Origin of the sequence: Micromonospora sp. NPDC049230 (genome assembly GCF_040647875.1) — a bacterium.
In the GTDB taxonomy this organism is placed as follows: Bacteria; Actinomycetota; Actinomycetes; order Mycobacteriales; family Micromonosporaceae; genus Micromonospora.
Genome location: NZ_JBEZCZ010000001.1, coordinates 126,618 through 139,618 on the forward strand (window position 1 = coordinate 126,618; position 13,001 = coordinate 139,618).

The 13,001-nt window shown below is 73.0% G+C and carries 13 protein-coding genes and 1 riboswitch; of the genes, 4 read left to right on the forward strand and 9 right to left on the reverse strand.

The window, feature by feature from the left end; genetic code table 11:
- Positions 1-31: 31 nt before the first annotated feature.
- Positions 32-163: riboswitch (cyclic di-AMP (ydaO/yuaA leader) on the reverse strand.
- Positions 164-275: 112 nt separating this feature from the next.
- From AB0A95_RS00605 to AB0A95_RS00615, 3 genes are all read right to left on the reverse strand, one after another.
- The gene (locus AB0A95_RS00605) at positions 276-1,193 is read right to left on the reverse strand and encodes a cation diffusion facilitator family transporter (protein ID WP_357553458.1); all 918 of its coding nucleotides are present in this window, start codon (positions 1,191-1,193) and stop codon (positions 276-278) included.
- Positions 1,194-1,300: 107 nt separating this feature from the next.
- Entirely contained in the window at positions 1,301-3,415 is a 2,115-nt protein-coding gene (locus tag AB0A95_RS00610) for an AAA family ATPase (protein WP_357553459.1), read from the reverse strand.
- A 108-nt stretch (positions 3,416-3,523) separates the two neighbouring features.
- Complete coding sequence (locus AB0A95_RS00615) at positions 3,524-4,468, reverse strand: alpha/beta hydrolase (RefSeq protein ID WP_357553461.1); 945 nt, start codon at positions 4,466-4,468, stop codon at positions 3,524-3,526.
- A 159-nt stretch (positions 4,469-4,627) separates the two neighbouring features.
- On the opposite strand from AB0A95_RS00615, the gene AB0A95_RS00620 reads away from it, so the two are divergent.
- Complete coding sequence (locus AB0A95_RS00620; RefSeq protein ID WP_357553463.1) at positions 4,628-5,254, forward strand: carbonic anhydrase; 627 nt, start codon at positions 4,628-4,630, stop codon at positions 5,252-5,254.
- A gap of 230 nt (positions 5,255-5,484) precedes the next feature.
- On the opposite strand, the gene AB0A95_RS00625 is transcribed toward AB0A95_RS00620, so the two are convergent.
- A complete protein-coding gene (locus AB0A95_RS00625; RefSeq protein ID WP_007463527.1) occupies positions 5,485-5,814 on the reverse strand; it encodes a hypothetical protein in 330 nt (109 codons plus the stop codon).
- A gap of 308 nt (positions 5,815-6,122) precedes the next feature.
- Here AB0A95_RS00625 and AB0A95_RS00630 point away from each other — a divergent pair, with 308 nt between their 5' ends.
- Together AB0A95_RS00630 and AB0A95_RS00635 are read left to right on the forward strand one after the other, a co-directional pair.
- Positions 6,123-6,614: a DUF3145 domain-containing protein gene (locus tag AB0A95_RS00630; RefSeq protein ID WP_112700027.1), complete on the forward strand. Its 492-nt coding sequence runs from the start codon at positions 6,123-6,125 to the stop codon at positions 6,612-6,614.
- Between the two features lie 87 nt (positions 6,615-6,701).
- The gene (locus AB0A95_RS00635) at positions 6,702-8,435 is read left to right on the forward strand and encodes a glycoside hydrolase family 3 N-terminal domain-containing protein (RefSeq protein WP_357553464.1); all 1,734 of its coding nucleotides are present in this window, start codon (positions 6,702-6,704) and stop codon (positions 8,433-8,435) included.
- Positions 8,436-8,465: 30 nt separating this feature from the next.
- Here the strand turns inward: AB0A95_RS00635 and AB0A95_RS00640 are convergent, their stop codons facing one another.
- Positions 8,466-9,137: a lipoprotein gene (locus AB0A95_RS00640; RefSeq protein WP_357553465.1), complete on the reverse strand. Its 672-nt coding sequence runs from the start codon at positions 9,135-9,137 to the stop codon at positions 8,466-8,468.
- 172 nt (positions 9,138-9,309) lie between these two features.
- On the opposite strand from AB0A95_RS00640, the gene AB0A95_RS00645 reads away from it, so the two are divergent.
- Positions 9,310-9,528, forward strand: coding sequence for a hypothetical protein (locus tag AB0A95_RS00645; RefSeq protein WP_357553466.1), 219 nt, complete (start codon positions 9,310-9,312; stop codon positions 9,526-9,528).
- A 50-nt stretch (positions 9,529-9,578) separates the two neighbouring features.
- Here the strand turns inward: AB0A95_RS00645 and fabF are convergent, their stop codons facing one another.
- The 4 genes from fabF to AB0A95_RS00665 all read right to left on the reverse strand — a co-directional run bounded on the left by fabF (position 9,579) and on the right by AB0A95_RS00665 (position 13,000).
- Entirely contained in the window at positions 9,579-10,805 is a 1,227-nt protein-coding gene (gene fabF / locus AB0A95_RS00650) for a beta-ketoacyl-ACP synthase II (protein ID WP_357553467.1), read from the reverse strand.
- Between the two features lie 2 nt (positions 10,806-10,807).
- Complete coding sequence (locus AB0A95_RS00655) at positions 10,808-11,047, reverse strand: acyl carrier protein (RefSeq protein WP_030330276.1); 240 nt, start codon at positions 11,045-11,047, stop codon at positions 10,808-10,810.
- A gap of 85 nt (positions 11,048-11,132) precedes the next feature.
- Positions 11,133-12,077 carry a beta-ketoacyl-ACP synthase III gene (locus tag AB0A95_RS00660; RefSeq protein WP_357553468.1) on the reverse strand — a complete coding sequence of 315 codons (945 nt, stop codon included), beginning with the start codon at positions 12,075-12,077 and terminating at the stop codon, positions 11,133-11,135.
- Positions 12,074-13,000 carry an ACP S-malonyltransferase gene (locus AB0A95_RS00665; RefSeq protein WP_357553470.1) on the reverse strand — a complete coding sequence of 309 codons (927 nt, stop codon included), beginning with the start codon at positions 12,998-13,000 and terminating at the stop codon, positions 12,074-12,076. The genes AB0A95_RS00660 and AB0A95_RS00665 overlap by 4 nt, the downstream gene beginning before the upstream one ends.
- Position 13,001 lies beyond the last annotated feature (1 nt).

Genomic DNA, 13,001 nt, shown 5'->3' on the forward strand with positions numbered 1-13,001 from the left:
GCGGCGGGTGGTCGTGCTGGTGCCACTGCGCATGTCCTTCCGTCAGCCGCCGACCGGGTTAGCTGACGGGTTCGGGACGGAAGATCCCTACCGCTGACGCGGATGCACCCCAGGAACGTGGTTCCCCGGTTCGCCTGGTTGGGCGATTAGGCGGCGACCGCCACCGGCGCCTGGAGGGCGCCGCCTGGTGGAGGCCGGGACCGAGCCTACCGGTGCCGGTGGGGCTGTTGCAGCCGATGTGACGGAAGGTGCCTACGTCATCACGGAAACGTGTGTTACCACTCGATCGAGCCGCAGGCCCCGGTGGCGGCGCCGGGCTCGATCTGCAACGTCGCGTGTTCGATCCGGAAGTCGTCGTGCAGGGCGGTACGCGCTGCGGTGAGCACCGCGCCGACCTCCGCGCCGGGTGCCATGGTCAGGTGCGCGGAGGCCACGTCCATGCCCGAGGTGAGCGTCCAGACGTGCAGGTCGTGCACCTCCACCACGCCGGGGACCGCGGCCAGCCGGTCGTGCACGGCGGTCACCTGGAGGTGTTCCGGGGCGGCCTGCACCAGGATGCGGACGGCGGCGCGGGCCAGCCGCCAGGTGCGCGGCAGGATGAACGCGCCGATGGCGACCGCGACCAGTGGGTCGGCCCACCACCAGTCGGTGACGGCGATGAGTAGTGCCGCGCCGATCACGCCGAGTGAGCCGAGCAGGTCGCCGAGCACCTCCAGGTAGGCGCCCTGAAGGTTGATGCTCTCCCGGGCGCCGGGGCGGAGCAGGGCGAAGGCGGCGACGTTCGCGAGCAGGCCGAGCACGGCCACCGCGAGCATCGGGCCGGCGACGACCTCGTGCGGGTCGCCGAAGCGGCGGATCGCCGCGATCACCACGTAGATCGCGACGCCGGAGAGCAGGACGGCGTTGGCCAGTGCGGCGAGCACCTCGAGGCGGTAGAGCCCGAAGGTGCGCTGCGGGTCACCGGTGGCCCGTCGGGTCGCGGTGATCGCGGCGAGCGCCATCCCGATGCCGAGTACGTCGGTGAACATGTGCCCGGCGTCGGAGAGCAGGGCGAGCGAGGAGGTGTGCAGGGCGGCTGCCGTCTCGACCACCATCAGGGTGGCGAGCAGCCCGAATGCCGCCCAGAGACGGCCCCGGTGCTGCTGTGCGGCATTGGCGACGGACCCATGGTGGTGGTCATGACCTGCGCCCACGAGCTCCACCTTCCGCTGCCGACCGGGGCCCGGTCAAATGTATGTTCACATCGCTATGTATGGAAGTGTTGGGTTCGCCGCTGGCCCGTTTGGCACGCTGGCACGGATCAGCCGGTGGGGTCGATGGTGGTGAGTCGCTGCGTGGCCCGGGACAGCGCCACGTAGAGGGTGCGCACCCCGGCGCCCGGATCCGCCCGGATCTCACTCGGGGCGACGAGCACGACTCCGTCGTACTCCATGCCCTTGGCCTCCAGGCTGGTGACCACCTGCAACCTCGGCGCGTCGAGCGCGGCGAGCCAACCGGCGACCTCGTCCCGGCGGGGGACCGGCGTGATCACCCCGACCGTGCCCTCCACCTCGGTCAGCAGGCCGGCGGCCGCCTGCACGGTCGCGGTCTCCAACCCCGTCGCGGGCACCACCAGTTCGACCGGATCGACCCCGGTGGAGCGTACGGCCGTCGGCAGCGGCAGATCGGGGTAGAGCCGGCGGATCTCCGCCGCCGCCACCGCGAAGATCTCCGAGGAGTTGCGGTAGTTGGTGGTGAGCGTGAAATCGTGCCGCTTGCGTCGGCCCAACGCCTGCTCCCGGGCCCGGTCCAACTCGTCGGGGTCGCCGGTCCACGCGGTCTGCGCGGGGTCACCCACCACCGTCCAGGAGGCCAGCCGGCCACGCCGACCGACCATCCGCCACTGCATCGGTGAGACGTCCTGCGCCTCGTCCACCACCACGTGCGCGTAGTCCCGGTAGTCCTCCGGACGCTCCCGCGCCGCCGCGCGGGCGGCCCGCTGCCGGTCGCTGGCGGTGCTCAGCTCACGGACGCCGCCGGCCAACTGGAACGGGTCACGCCGGGCCTTGGCCGGCTGCGCCGGCTTGCCGAGCAGGGCGTCCAACTCGTCGAGCAGCGCGATGTCGGCGATGGTCAAGCCGTCCGACTCCAGGTTCCGGTATGCGGCGGTGAGCAGCCGGATCTCCGCGCCGGAGAGGATCCCACCGGCGTACCGCCGCAGCCGGTCCGGCCGCGCCAACCAGCCGAGCACGTGCCGAGGGTGCAGCCGAGGCCACCAGGCCTTGAGAAACTCGCGGAACTCCGACCGCTCGGCGATCTCCGCCTCGAAGGTCCGCTGCTCCGGCAGTCGAACGCCCACCTCACGGGCCTGCGCCCAGAGCGCGGCGAATATTCCGTCGAAGCCGGCCCGGCGGACCTCGTTGCGTCGGGCACCCCGGTGCAGCGCGCGGTCGCGGACCCGGTCCAGCGCCGCCCGGTCCAGGCGCAGCAACGTGCCCCGGTAGAGCAGCCGCAGCTCACCGGGGCCGCCCGGCACCGCGTCGCGGGCCGCCCGTTCCAGCACCCGGCGCATCCGCAGCGAGCCCTTCACCGCCGCCACCTCGGGCGGGTCGGTGCGGGTGGCGCTCATTCCCGGAAACAGGGTGCCCAGCGAGTGCAGGGTCGCGGTGTCCTCACCGAGCGACGGCAGCACCGACGCGATGTACTCGACGAAGACCCCCGACGGGCCGACCACCAGGATGCCGCCACCCGCGTACCGGCTGCGGTCGGAGTAGAGCAGGAAGGCGGCCCGGTGCAGGGCGACGGCGGTCTTGCCGGTGCCGGGGCCGCCCGCGACGATCGTCACCCCGGAACCGGGTGAGCGGATCGCCTCGTCCTGTTCCCGCTGGATTGTCGCCACGATGTCGCGCATGCCCCGGCCGGTGGCCTTGGACAGGGTGGCCAGCAGCGCGCCGTCGCCGACGACAGTCATCCCCTCCGGGGCGGCGTTCGGGTCCAGCAGGTCGTCCTCGATCCGGGTGACCTTCTCGGCGCGGGACTGGATCGTGCGGCGACGCACCACGTCCAGCGGCTGCGCCGGAGTGGCCTGGTAGAAGGCGGCGGCGGCCGGTGCCCGCCAGTCGACGACGAGCGTTGTGGTGTCCTCGTCGCGGATGCCGAGACGCCCGACGTGCAGCACCTGCCGGTCCCGCAGATCCAACCGGCCGAAGACCAGCCCCTCGTACTCGGCGTCCAGGACGTGCCGCCGCTGCGCGGCGTGGAAGACCATCGCGTCGCGCTCGACCAACGAGCCGTACGTGCCCACCCGGGCCATCCGGTAGCCGTCACGCTCGGCACGAACCGCCGACTGCCGCAGTTCGGCGAGTCGTGCGTACACCCGGTCGAGATGGCGTTGCTCGACGGCGATCTCCTGCTCCAGGCCGGTCTGGTCGGTCAACGCACGCTCCTTCGACTGTCGCCGGCAGGCGGCGGGAACCGCGCGAGCCAACCGCAGAAGGGTACGGCCCCGCGCCTGGCCCGCCGCGCCCGAGGTGCGGGAACGCGCTCAGACGCCCGTTTCGGCGGGCGTCGCCCCCCGCCTGCGGGGCGGCGGTTCGGCGAGCACCCGGCGCAGGACGCCGGTGAGGGCGGCGTTGACCTCGTCCGGGCGCTCCATCATCAGCATGTGCCCGGCACCCGGGCAGACTGTCAACTCGGTGGCCGGCAGGGCCGCCGCGATCGACTCGGCACACGGCGGCGGGGTCAGCCGGTCCCGGTCGCCGACCAGGGCGGCGGCCGGCAGGTGCGCCAACGCGGTGAGGGTGTCCAGTCGGTGCTGGGTGCCGATGGAGGCGCGGAACCCGCCGATCGAGCGCAGCGAGGCACGAGCCACAGCGGAGGTCACCAGGCGGATGTCGGAGGGGTCGCAGCGGTCGCCGAAGAGCATCCACCGGATGCTCGGCCGCAGCGCGTTCAGCAGCGCCCGGGGCGCCCGCCAGGAGCCGCACCGGGCCAGCACTCCGGCACCTGTCGTCTCGGCCAGCCGGATCAACCGGGCGATCCGAGGCGAGAGCCCGTAGACGGTGTGCGTGTGCCCCTCGGCGGTGGTCGACACGAAGACCAGACCGACCGTACGGGCGGCGAAGTGCGCGGGGTGGCGGTGGGCGTACTCCATGATCGTCATGCCGCCCATCGAGTGCCCGACCAGGACCACCGGCCCGACCGGCGCCACAGTGTCGAGCACAGTGGCCAGGTCGTCGCCGAGTTGGGCCAGGGTGGCCGTGGGCAACGCCATGCAGCTGGACCGCCCGTGCCCCCGCGCGTCGTAGGTGACCACCCGCACCGACCCGCCGAACGCCGCGGTCAGCGCGGCGACCTGCCGGTGCCAGGCACGCCCGTCCAACGTCCAGCCGTGCAGCAGGATGGCGGTGACCTCGGCATCCGTCGGCCCCGTCGCCTCGACGTTGAGCCGTACGCCGTCCGGCAGCCCGACCTCGAACCGCTCCGGCATCGCCACCTCCCCAGGCCGCCCGGCACCACCAGTCCCGGTAGTACCCGGCTACCCGTCATGACACCACGCCAATCGCGCCGCGGCTGACATTCCCCGACCCCGCCCGTGGGTCCGGGCCCGCGGGCCAAGCTGGACGGCATGGGAGCGTCGGGAGCGCCAATGGGCGGGACATCGGGGCCGGGGCGGCAGGCCGGCGGCACTCCTCGCGCCGCGCTGGCCGACCTGCTCGCCGGTAACCGGCGGTTCGTCAGCGGCCAGCCGGTCCACGGGCACGACGTCACGGCGGCGGCGGCCGCCGCCTCCGGCGACCAGCAGCCGTACGCCGTGGTGCTCGGCTGCATCGACTCGCGGGTGCCGCTGGAGGCGATCTTCGACCAGACGTTCGGTGCGATCTGCGTGATCCGTACCGGTGGGCACGTGCTCGACCGGGCGGTGTGCGGGTCGATCGAGTACGTCGTCGGCCAGCTCGGCGTACCGCTGGTGATGGTCCTCGGTCACGAGCGGTGCGGCGCGGTCGGCGCCACGGTGGACGCGCTGCGCACCGGGGAGCGCCCCGGTGGCTCGCTGGCGCACCTGGTGGACGAGATCGCTCCGGCGGTGACCGAGGTGGGGATCGACGACCCGGCGGTGCTGCCGCTGGCGATCCGCCGGCACGTCCGGCGAACGGTGGGCACGCTGCGCGTCGACGACCTGCTCGCCGGGTCGGTCGCCGCCGGACGGGTGGCCGTGGTCGGTGGCCTCTACGACCTGGCCACCGGCGAGGTCACCCTGCTCGACCCGGCCTGAACCCGCCCGACGGGCCTCCCGCCCGACGCGCTCGACCGGCCCCCCGCCCGACGCCGCTCGACCGCCCCCCGCTCCGAGCCCATGATCGACTCGGGTTTCCTGATGTCGGGGTGTCCGGCCTGCCGGGACACCCCGGTTTCCGGGAAGTCGAGTGGATCTCGCGCCGGAGACGCGAAACCGCCCGCCGGGAACTCCCGGCGGGCGGTTTCGCTGATGCGGTGGGGGAGGGCTCAGCCCTCGAAGACGCCGGCCGCGACCAGGCGCTTCTCGGTGGCCTCCCAGCCGTCGTTCGGGTGAACGGCGGCCAGGTTGTTGATCTCGGCCCGGATCTTGGCGGCGTGGCCGGCGGCGGCCAGCACGCGGATCTCCTCGACGAAGGCGTCGGAGTCCGTGCGCAGGTGCGCGGTCTTGCCGTTGGTCAGGTTCCGCACGTAGGCGTGCTTGCCGCCGTTGAGCGGGATGAGGTACTTGAATTCGCCCAGCACGCTGAGGGCGCCACCCTGGCCAGCCTGGCCGGCCCGGACGGACGCGCGCGCGGTCTTAGAGGTGTTGCTCGCCACGGAGGTACTCCTTGCAAGACGTACGGGAGGACTGGACGTCCGGGGGCTGTGTGCGGGCCACACTGCGCTCGGCCCGCGAAGATGTAACGCGGCATAAGCCGCCGATGGAACTGTACAGGACCACGACATCATGCTGGTCGTCGCGGTGTCCTGAGAGGCAACGGCGGCCACCCGTCCGGCTATTCCACCCGGCGTTTTTTCCGATTCCCTGGCGCACCACGCGTCACAGGAGTCATCATGTGTTGCAGCAACTACCCGGGTGGACGAGGTCGTAGGGGAAGACGCACCTCGCTCTCCGGGAGGTCACCGTGCCAACGCGTGGCGTCGTATACGTCCACTCGACCCCACTCGCCGTGTGCTCGCACGTCGAGTGGGCGATCGCGCGCGTCCTAGCCGCGCCGGTCAACCTACAGTGGACGGCTCAGCCCGTCGATCCCGGCGCACGCCGGGCCGAGTGCGGGTGGACCGGTCGTCCGGGGACGGGCGCCGAGCTGGCTGCTGCCCTACGGCAGTGGCCCATGATCCGTTTCGAGGTCACCGAGGAGCCGAGTCCCGGCGCCGACGGGGAGCGGTTCATGTACGTGCCGGCCCGTGGCCTGTTCCGGGCCACCGTCGGCGTGGCCGGCGACATCCAGCTCGGCGAGGACCGACTACGCGCGCTGATGGTCGCCTCCCGGGCACCGGAGGCGCTGGCGCACGCCCTGGACAAGGCGCTCGGCACGGCGTGGGACGCGGACCTGGAGCCGTACCGGTACGCCGGCGACGGGGCTCCGGTGACCTTGCTCACCCGGGTCGGCTGATCCGGTCGCTGGCGCGCTGGCCGTACACGGTCGGGCCGGCGGCGACCGGTAAGGTCAAGTTGCCCCGATAAGGGGGAAGCTGGTGGGATGGACGGCGTGTCGAATCGCCCGTGGCGCGCCGCTGTCGCAGTCGCCGCCCTGACCGCTCTGCTCGTCTCCGGCTGCTCAGGCGACCCCAAGCGCCCCGCGCCGCCGCCCAGCCCGGCCGGCGCGACCGCCGCCCCGAGCGCCCCCGCCGCGACACCGGCCAGCGATCCCGCCGCCCGGGCCGCGGCCCTGGTCGCCACGCTGTCCGACGAGGATCTCGTCGGTCAGGTGCTGATGCCGTACGCCTACGGCGACTCGGCGACGAAGGTCTCCGCCGGCTCGGCTGCCGGCAACCAGGCCCTCGCCGGGGTCGACACCCCCGCCGACATGATCGCCAAGTACCGGCTGGGTGGCCTGATCCTTGTCGGCTTCAGCGCCGACGACCCGACCAAGGGCAACCAGGAGACCACGAACGTCGACAACCCGAAGCAGGTGCACGAGCTCACCACCGGGTTGCGTACCGCCGCCGGTCGGCTCGCCGCCGGCCCCGCGCCGCTGCTGATCGGCACCGACCAGGAGTACGGCGTCGTCACCCGCGTCACCGACGGGGTCACAGTGCTGCCCAGCGCCCTCGCGGCAGGTGCGGCCGGTGACCCGGAGCTGACCGAGGCCGCCTGGCGGGCCGCCGGCGCCGAGCTGGCCGCGATGGGGATCAACGTCGACTTCGCCCCGGTGGCCGACGTGCTGGCCACCCGCAGCACAGTGATCGGCTCCCGGTCGTACGGCTCCGACCCGAAGCAGGCCGCCGCGCAGGTGGGAGGGGCCGTCCGTGGCCTCCAGGCGGCCGGGGTCGCGGCCACCCTGAAGCACTTCCCCGGGCACGGCCACAGCGCCGACGACTCGCACCAGGACCTGCCGGTGCTCACCCAGTCCGCCGAGGCGTTGCGCAGCGGCGCGTGGCCGCCGTTCACCGCCGGGATGGACGCCGGGGCGATGGCGGTGATGTCCGGTCACCTGGACGCCCGCGCGATCGACCCGGGGACCCCGGCGACCTTCTCCCACAAGCTCCTCACCGACGTGCTGCGCGGCCAACTCGGCTTCAAGGGCGTGGTGATCACCGACGGGATGAACATGCCGCCCGCGAAGCGGTGGGCGCCCGGCGAGGCGGCGGTCCGCGCGCTGAACGCCGGCAACGACCTCATCCTGATGACCCCGAACGTCGGCCAGGCGTACGACGGGCTGCTCACCGCGCTGCGGGGCGGCACACTGCCCCGGACCCGGCTCGTCGAGGCGGTCACCCGGGTGCTGACCATGAAGTTCCGGCTGGCGGAGACCCCGGCCGCGCAGATGTCCACGCTCAACGCCCCGGCGCACCGGGCCGCGGCCGACGCGCTGGCCGCCGCCGCTGTCACAGTGCTGCGCGGCACCTGCGGCGGCGCGATTCCCGGGCCGGTCACCGTCACCTCCTCCGGAGGTCGGGACGGCACCCGGGCCGCGCTCACCGCCGCGCTGACCGCCGCCGGGGTGACGGTCAAGCCCAGCGGCGGGACGGTCGTGCACCTGGTGGGCTACGGCGACGGCGCCAAGGACCTGCGCGCCGACGCCGCGGTCACTGTCGCCATGGACACCCCGTACGTGCTGGGCGAGGCGAAGTCTCCGACGCTGCTGGCCACGTACTCCTCCAGCCGGGCGTCAATGACCGCCCTGGCTGCCGTGCTGGCCGGTAAGGCCCGGCCGGGAGGCCGGTCCCCGGTGGCCGTGCCCGGCCTGCCCGCCACGACCTGTCGGACCTGACCGGCCGGCGCGGGCAGGTAGGCGCCCACCTCACTCGCCCTTCGCGAGCCCCCGCACCGCGAGCCGGTACGCCGGCAGCACGTCGGCCCGTTCGGCGATCAGCCCCTCGTTGACCGCGAAGACAAGCGTCTGCCCCGCCGACTGGACGGCCAGCGCCCAGTTCCGCGACTCTTCCTCCTCGGTCAACGGGTTGGTGGCGAGCCAGGTCATCTCGGTGGCGTCGAAGCCGCCGGCGCGGAGGTCGCGGAACTGCTGGCCGGCGACCGTCTCGCCGGCCCCGGCGGCGAAACCCTCCAGCGCGGCGCGCGGGGTGACAGCCGGCTGGTCCGCCGCCCAGATCCGCAGGAATCCGCCGCCGGCCGAGCGGCCGTCCACCTCGCAGCGCACCGTGGTGCCGCCGCGCTTGGTGAGGGCCTCGCCGAGCAGCTCGGCCAGCTCACCCTTGGGCGGCTCGACGGCCTTGGCCGTCCACCCGTCGGCCAGCGGAAACGACACGGGCACCGGGCAGGGAGAACCCACGCCGCCGGTGGTGGTGCCGGGCGACGCCGGGGCCACCTCGTCGTACCAGGGCTCGCCCGTGGCCTGCGGGGCCGGGCCGCCGGCCGCCGGCCCGGCGGGAGCGGCGGCGTCGTCGCCGCAACCGGCCAGCAGGCCGAGAGTGAGCGCCGCCGCCGACACGGCGACAAGGGTACGAGTGTCCATGGTGGTGAGCCCCGTCAGTCGATCTTCAGTCGGCCCATCTAAGCCGGCCGGTCTCTCGACGTCAATCGGCGATCGTGTGGCGCGGCCGGGATGGTTGTCGCGGCCGGCGGGGCCGGCCCCCACGACGGAAATCGGGTCGCCCCGGCCCGGGTCGGTCTGACAACCTCACCCCATGGGAGCGGCAGCGGGATTCCGATACGTGCAACGGGCGGACGACACCGTGGTGATCACCCACCACGGCCGGGTCGCCGGCACGCTTCGCGGTGCTCGGGCCGCGCAGTTCCTCGCCGAGGTCGACGACGACCCGCAGTTGGTGATGGCCCGCTGGACGGGCAACTACCGCCACGGCAACGAGCGCACCGCGAAACAGCACCCCCGCAACCGGGGCTGAACGACGAAAGGGGCCCCTCCTCGACGAGGAGGGGCCCCTTTCGCGGGATCTCAGGGTCGGGCGAAGACGAGCGCCACGTTGTGGCCACCGAAGCCGAACGCGTTGTTCAACGCGGCGGGGATCTCCATGTGGCGTGCCTTGTGCGCCGCGACGTCCAGGGTGAGACCGGGCTCCGGGTCGTCGAGGTTGATCGTCGGCGGGACGACACCGTCGCGGATGGCCAGGATGGTGGCGATCGACTCCAGCGCGCCGGCCGCACCGAGCAGGTGACCGGTCATCGACTTCGTCGCGGACAACACCGGGTGGTCGCCGAGCGCCTTGTGCAGCCCACCGATCTCCAGCATGTCACCGACCGGCGTCGACGTGGCGTGCGCGTTGACGTGCACGATGTCCCGCTTGGCCACGTCCGCGTCCGCGATGGCCCTGGCGATGGCCCGGATCGCGCCCTCGCCCTCGGCGTGTGGCTGCACGATGTCGTACGCGTCGGACGTGATGCCGGCCCCGGCGAGGCGCGCGTAGACCCGGGCGCCCCGCGCCGCGGCGTGCTCGGCCCGTTCCAGCACCAGGATGCCGGCACCCTCGCCGAGGACGAAGCCGTCCCGGCCCCGGTCCCACGGGCGGGAGGCGCGCTCCGGGTCGTCGTTGCGGGTGGACATGGCCCGCATCGAGCTGAAACCGGCGATCGGCAGCGGGTGGATGACCGCCTCGGTGCCGCCGGCCACCACCACGTCGGCCCGGCCGGAGCGGATGATGTCCAGACCGAGCGCGATCGCCTCGGCGCCGGTGGCGCAGGCGCTGGCCACCGCGTGCACCCCGGCCTTGGCGCCCAACTCCAGCCCGACCCAGGCGGCCGGACCGTTCGGCATCAGCATCGGGATGGTGTGCGGGGACACCCGCCGCGGCCCGGACGCTTCCAGGATGTCGTCCTGCGCGAGCAGGGTGGTGGCACCGCCGATGCCGGAACCGACGCTGACGGCCAACCGCTCCCCGTCCAGGTCGGAGCCGGCGAGGCCGGCGTCCGCCCAGGCCTGTTGCGCCGCGATGATCGCGATCGCCTCGGAGCGGTCCAGTCGGCGCAGTCGGACCCGGTCCAGCACCTCGGACGGTTCCACGGCCAACTGGGCGGCGATGCGGACCGGCAGTTGCTCGGCCCACTCCTGGGTGAGGGCACTCACCCCGGAGCGGCCGGCGAGCATGGCGTCCCAGGTCGACGCGACGTCCCCGCCGAGCGGGGTCGTCGCGCCGAGCCCGGTGACGACGACGTCAGGACGACTCATGATCAGGACTGCGCCGCGATGTAGCTGACGGCGTCACCGACGGTCTTGAGGTTCTGCACCTCGTTGTCCGGGATCTTGACGCCGAACTTCTCCTCGGCGGCCACCACGACCTCCACCATCGAGAGCGAGTCGACGTCGAGGTCGTCGGTGAAGGACTTCCCCTCGGCCACGTCGTCCGGGTTCACTCCGGCAACCTCTTCGAGAATCTCGGCGAGGCCGGTGGTGATCTCGTCACGGGTCATTGCGGTTGGTTCCTTTCATCGGGGTTGTCCGACGGACGGCGTCGCCGACCGCCACTCCTCGACGCGTACGCGCCGGAGGTGGTCTTCAGGGGCAGCGAACGACCTGACCGGCGTAGGTCAGGCCACCGCCGAAGCCGAACAGCAGCACCGGTGCGCCCGAGGGCACCTCCCGGCGCTCGACCAGCTTGGACAGGGCCAGCGGCACACTCGCGGCAGAGGTGTTGCCGGACTCGACGATGTCCTTCGCGATGATCGCGTTGGGGATGTTGAGCCGCTTGGCGATGCCGTCGATGATGCGGCTGTTGGCCTGGTGTGGCACGAACGCGGCAAGCTCCGACGGGTCGACCCCGGCCCGCTCACAGGCCTGTAGGGCCAGCGGCGCCAGCTCGGTGGTGGCCCAGCGGAACACCGCCTGCCCCTCCTGCTGGACGTACGGGCGCCAGCCCTCGATGCGGACCGCGTCGCTCTTCTCCGGCACCGAACCCCAGACCACCGGGCCGACCCCGGCCGGCTCGTCGTCGGCGGTGGCGGTGACCACCGCGGCACCTGCGCCGTCGGCGAAGATGATGCAGGTGGAGCGGTCGGTCCAGTCGGTGAAGTCGGAGAGCTTCTCCGCGCCGATGACGAGCGCGTTGCGCGACGCGCCGGCCCGGATGGCGTGGTCGACGGTGCCGAGCGCGTACGCGAAGCCCGAGCAGGCGGTGTTCACGTCGAACGCGCCCGGGGCGGTGATGCCCAGCTTGGCGGCGACCCGGCAGGCCACGTTGGGGCTGCGGTCGATCGACGTGCAGGTGGCGACCACGACCAGGTCGATGTCGGCGGCGGTCAGGCCCGAGTTGGCGAGTGCCTTGCCGGCGGCGGCAGCGGCCATGTCGGCCACCGTCTCGGTGTCGGCGATCCGTCGGCTGACGATGCCGACCCGGTCGCGGATCCACTCGTCGTTGGTGTCGACGAGTTGGGCGATGTCGTCGTTGGTCACCACCCGGGACGGCTGGTAATGCCCCATCGAGACGATGCGACTGCCAGTCATGAACGACCTCCGATGCGGGCGATCAGGTCCCGTGCGGCCGGCAGGTCGTCCGGGGTGTTCAGGGTGACGATCTCCGGCGCGCCCTCGCCCTTGAGGTCCCGCTTGACCAGCCCGGCGAGCGTGCCGGCCGGCGGTAGTTCGATCACGCCGGTGACCCCGAGGCCGGCCAGCGTACGCATGCACAGATCCCAGCGCACCGGCGCGGTGACCTGGCGGACGAGGCGCTGCACCACTTCGGCGCCGTTGTCGACGGCGGTGCCGTCGAGGTTCGAGAGCAGGGTCCGGGTCGGGTCGGAGGGAGTGATGCCGGCGGCGACAGTGGCGAGCGCGGTGGCGGCCGGAGCCATGTACGGCGTGTGGAACGCGCCCGCCACCTTGAGTCGGATGATCCGCGTCCGGGCGGGCGGCTCGGCGACGAGCTTGTCGAGACCGCCCAGCGTGCCGGCGGCGACGATCTGCCCGGCGCCGTTGCGGTTGGCCGGGTAGAGCCCGTGCGCCTCGATGGCGGCGAGCACCTCGTCGGGGTCGCCACCCAGCGTCGCGGCCATCCCGGTGGGCTCGAGCGCGCACGCGGCGGCCATCTCCCGGCCTCGCACGCCGGCGAGGGTGATCGCGGCTTCGGCGGTCAGCACACCGGCGAGGGTGGCGGCACTCAACTCGCCGACGCTGTGCCCGGCGGTGATGTCGACGTTCTCCAGTGGCAGATGCTCGGCCGCGAGCAGCGCCGCGGCGACCAGCAGCGGCTGGGTGCGGGCGGTATCCATGATCTCGTCGGCATCGGCGGCGGTGCCCAGGTGCGTCAGGTCGACTCCGGCCAACGCCGACCACTCGCGCAGCCGCGCCTCGGTGCCGGTCAGGTCGAGCCAGGGGGTCAGGAAGCCGGGTTTCTGAGAACCCTGGCCGGGACTAAGTACGGCGAGCACG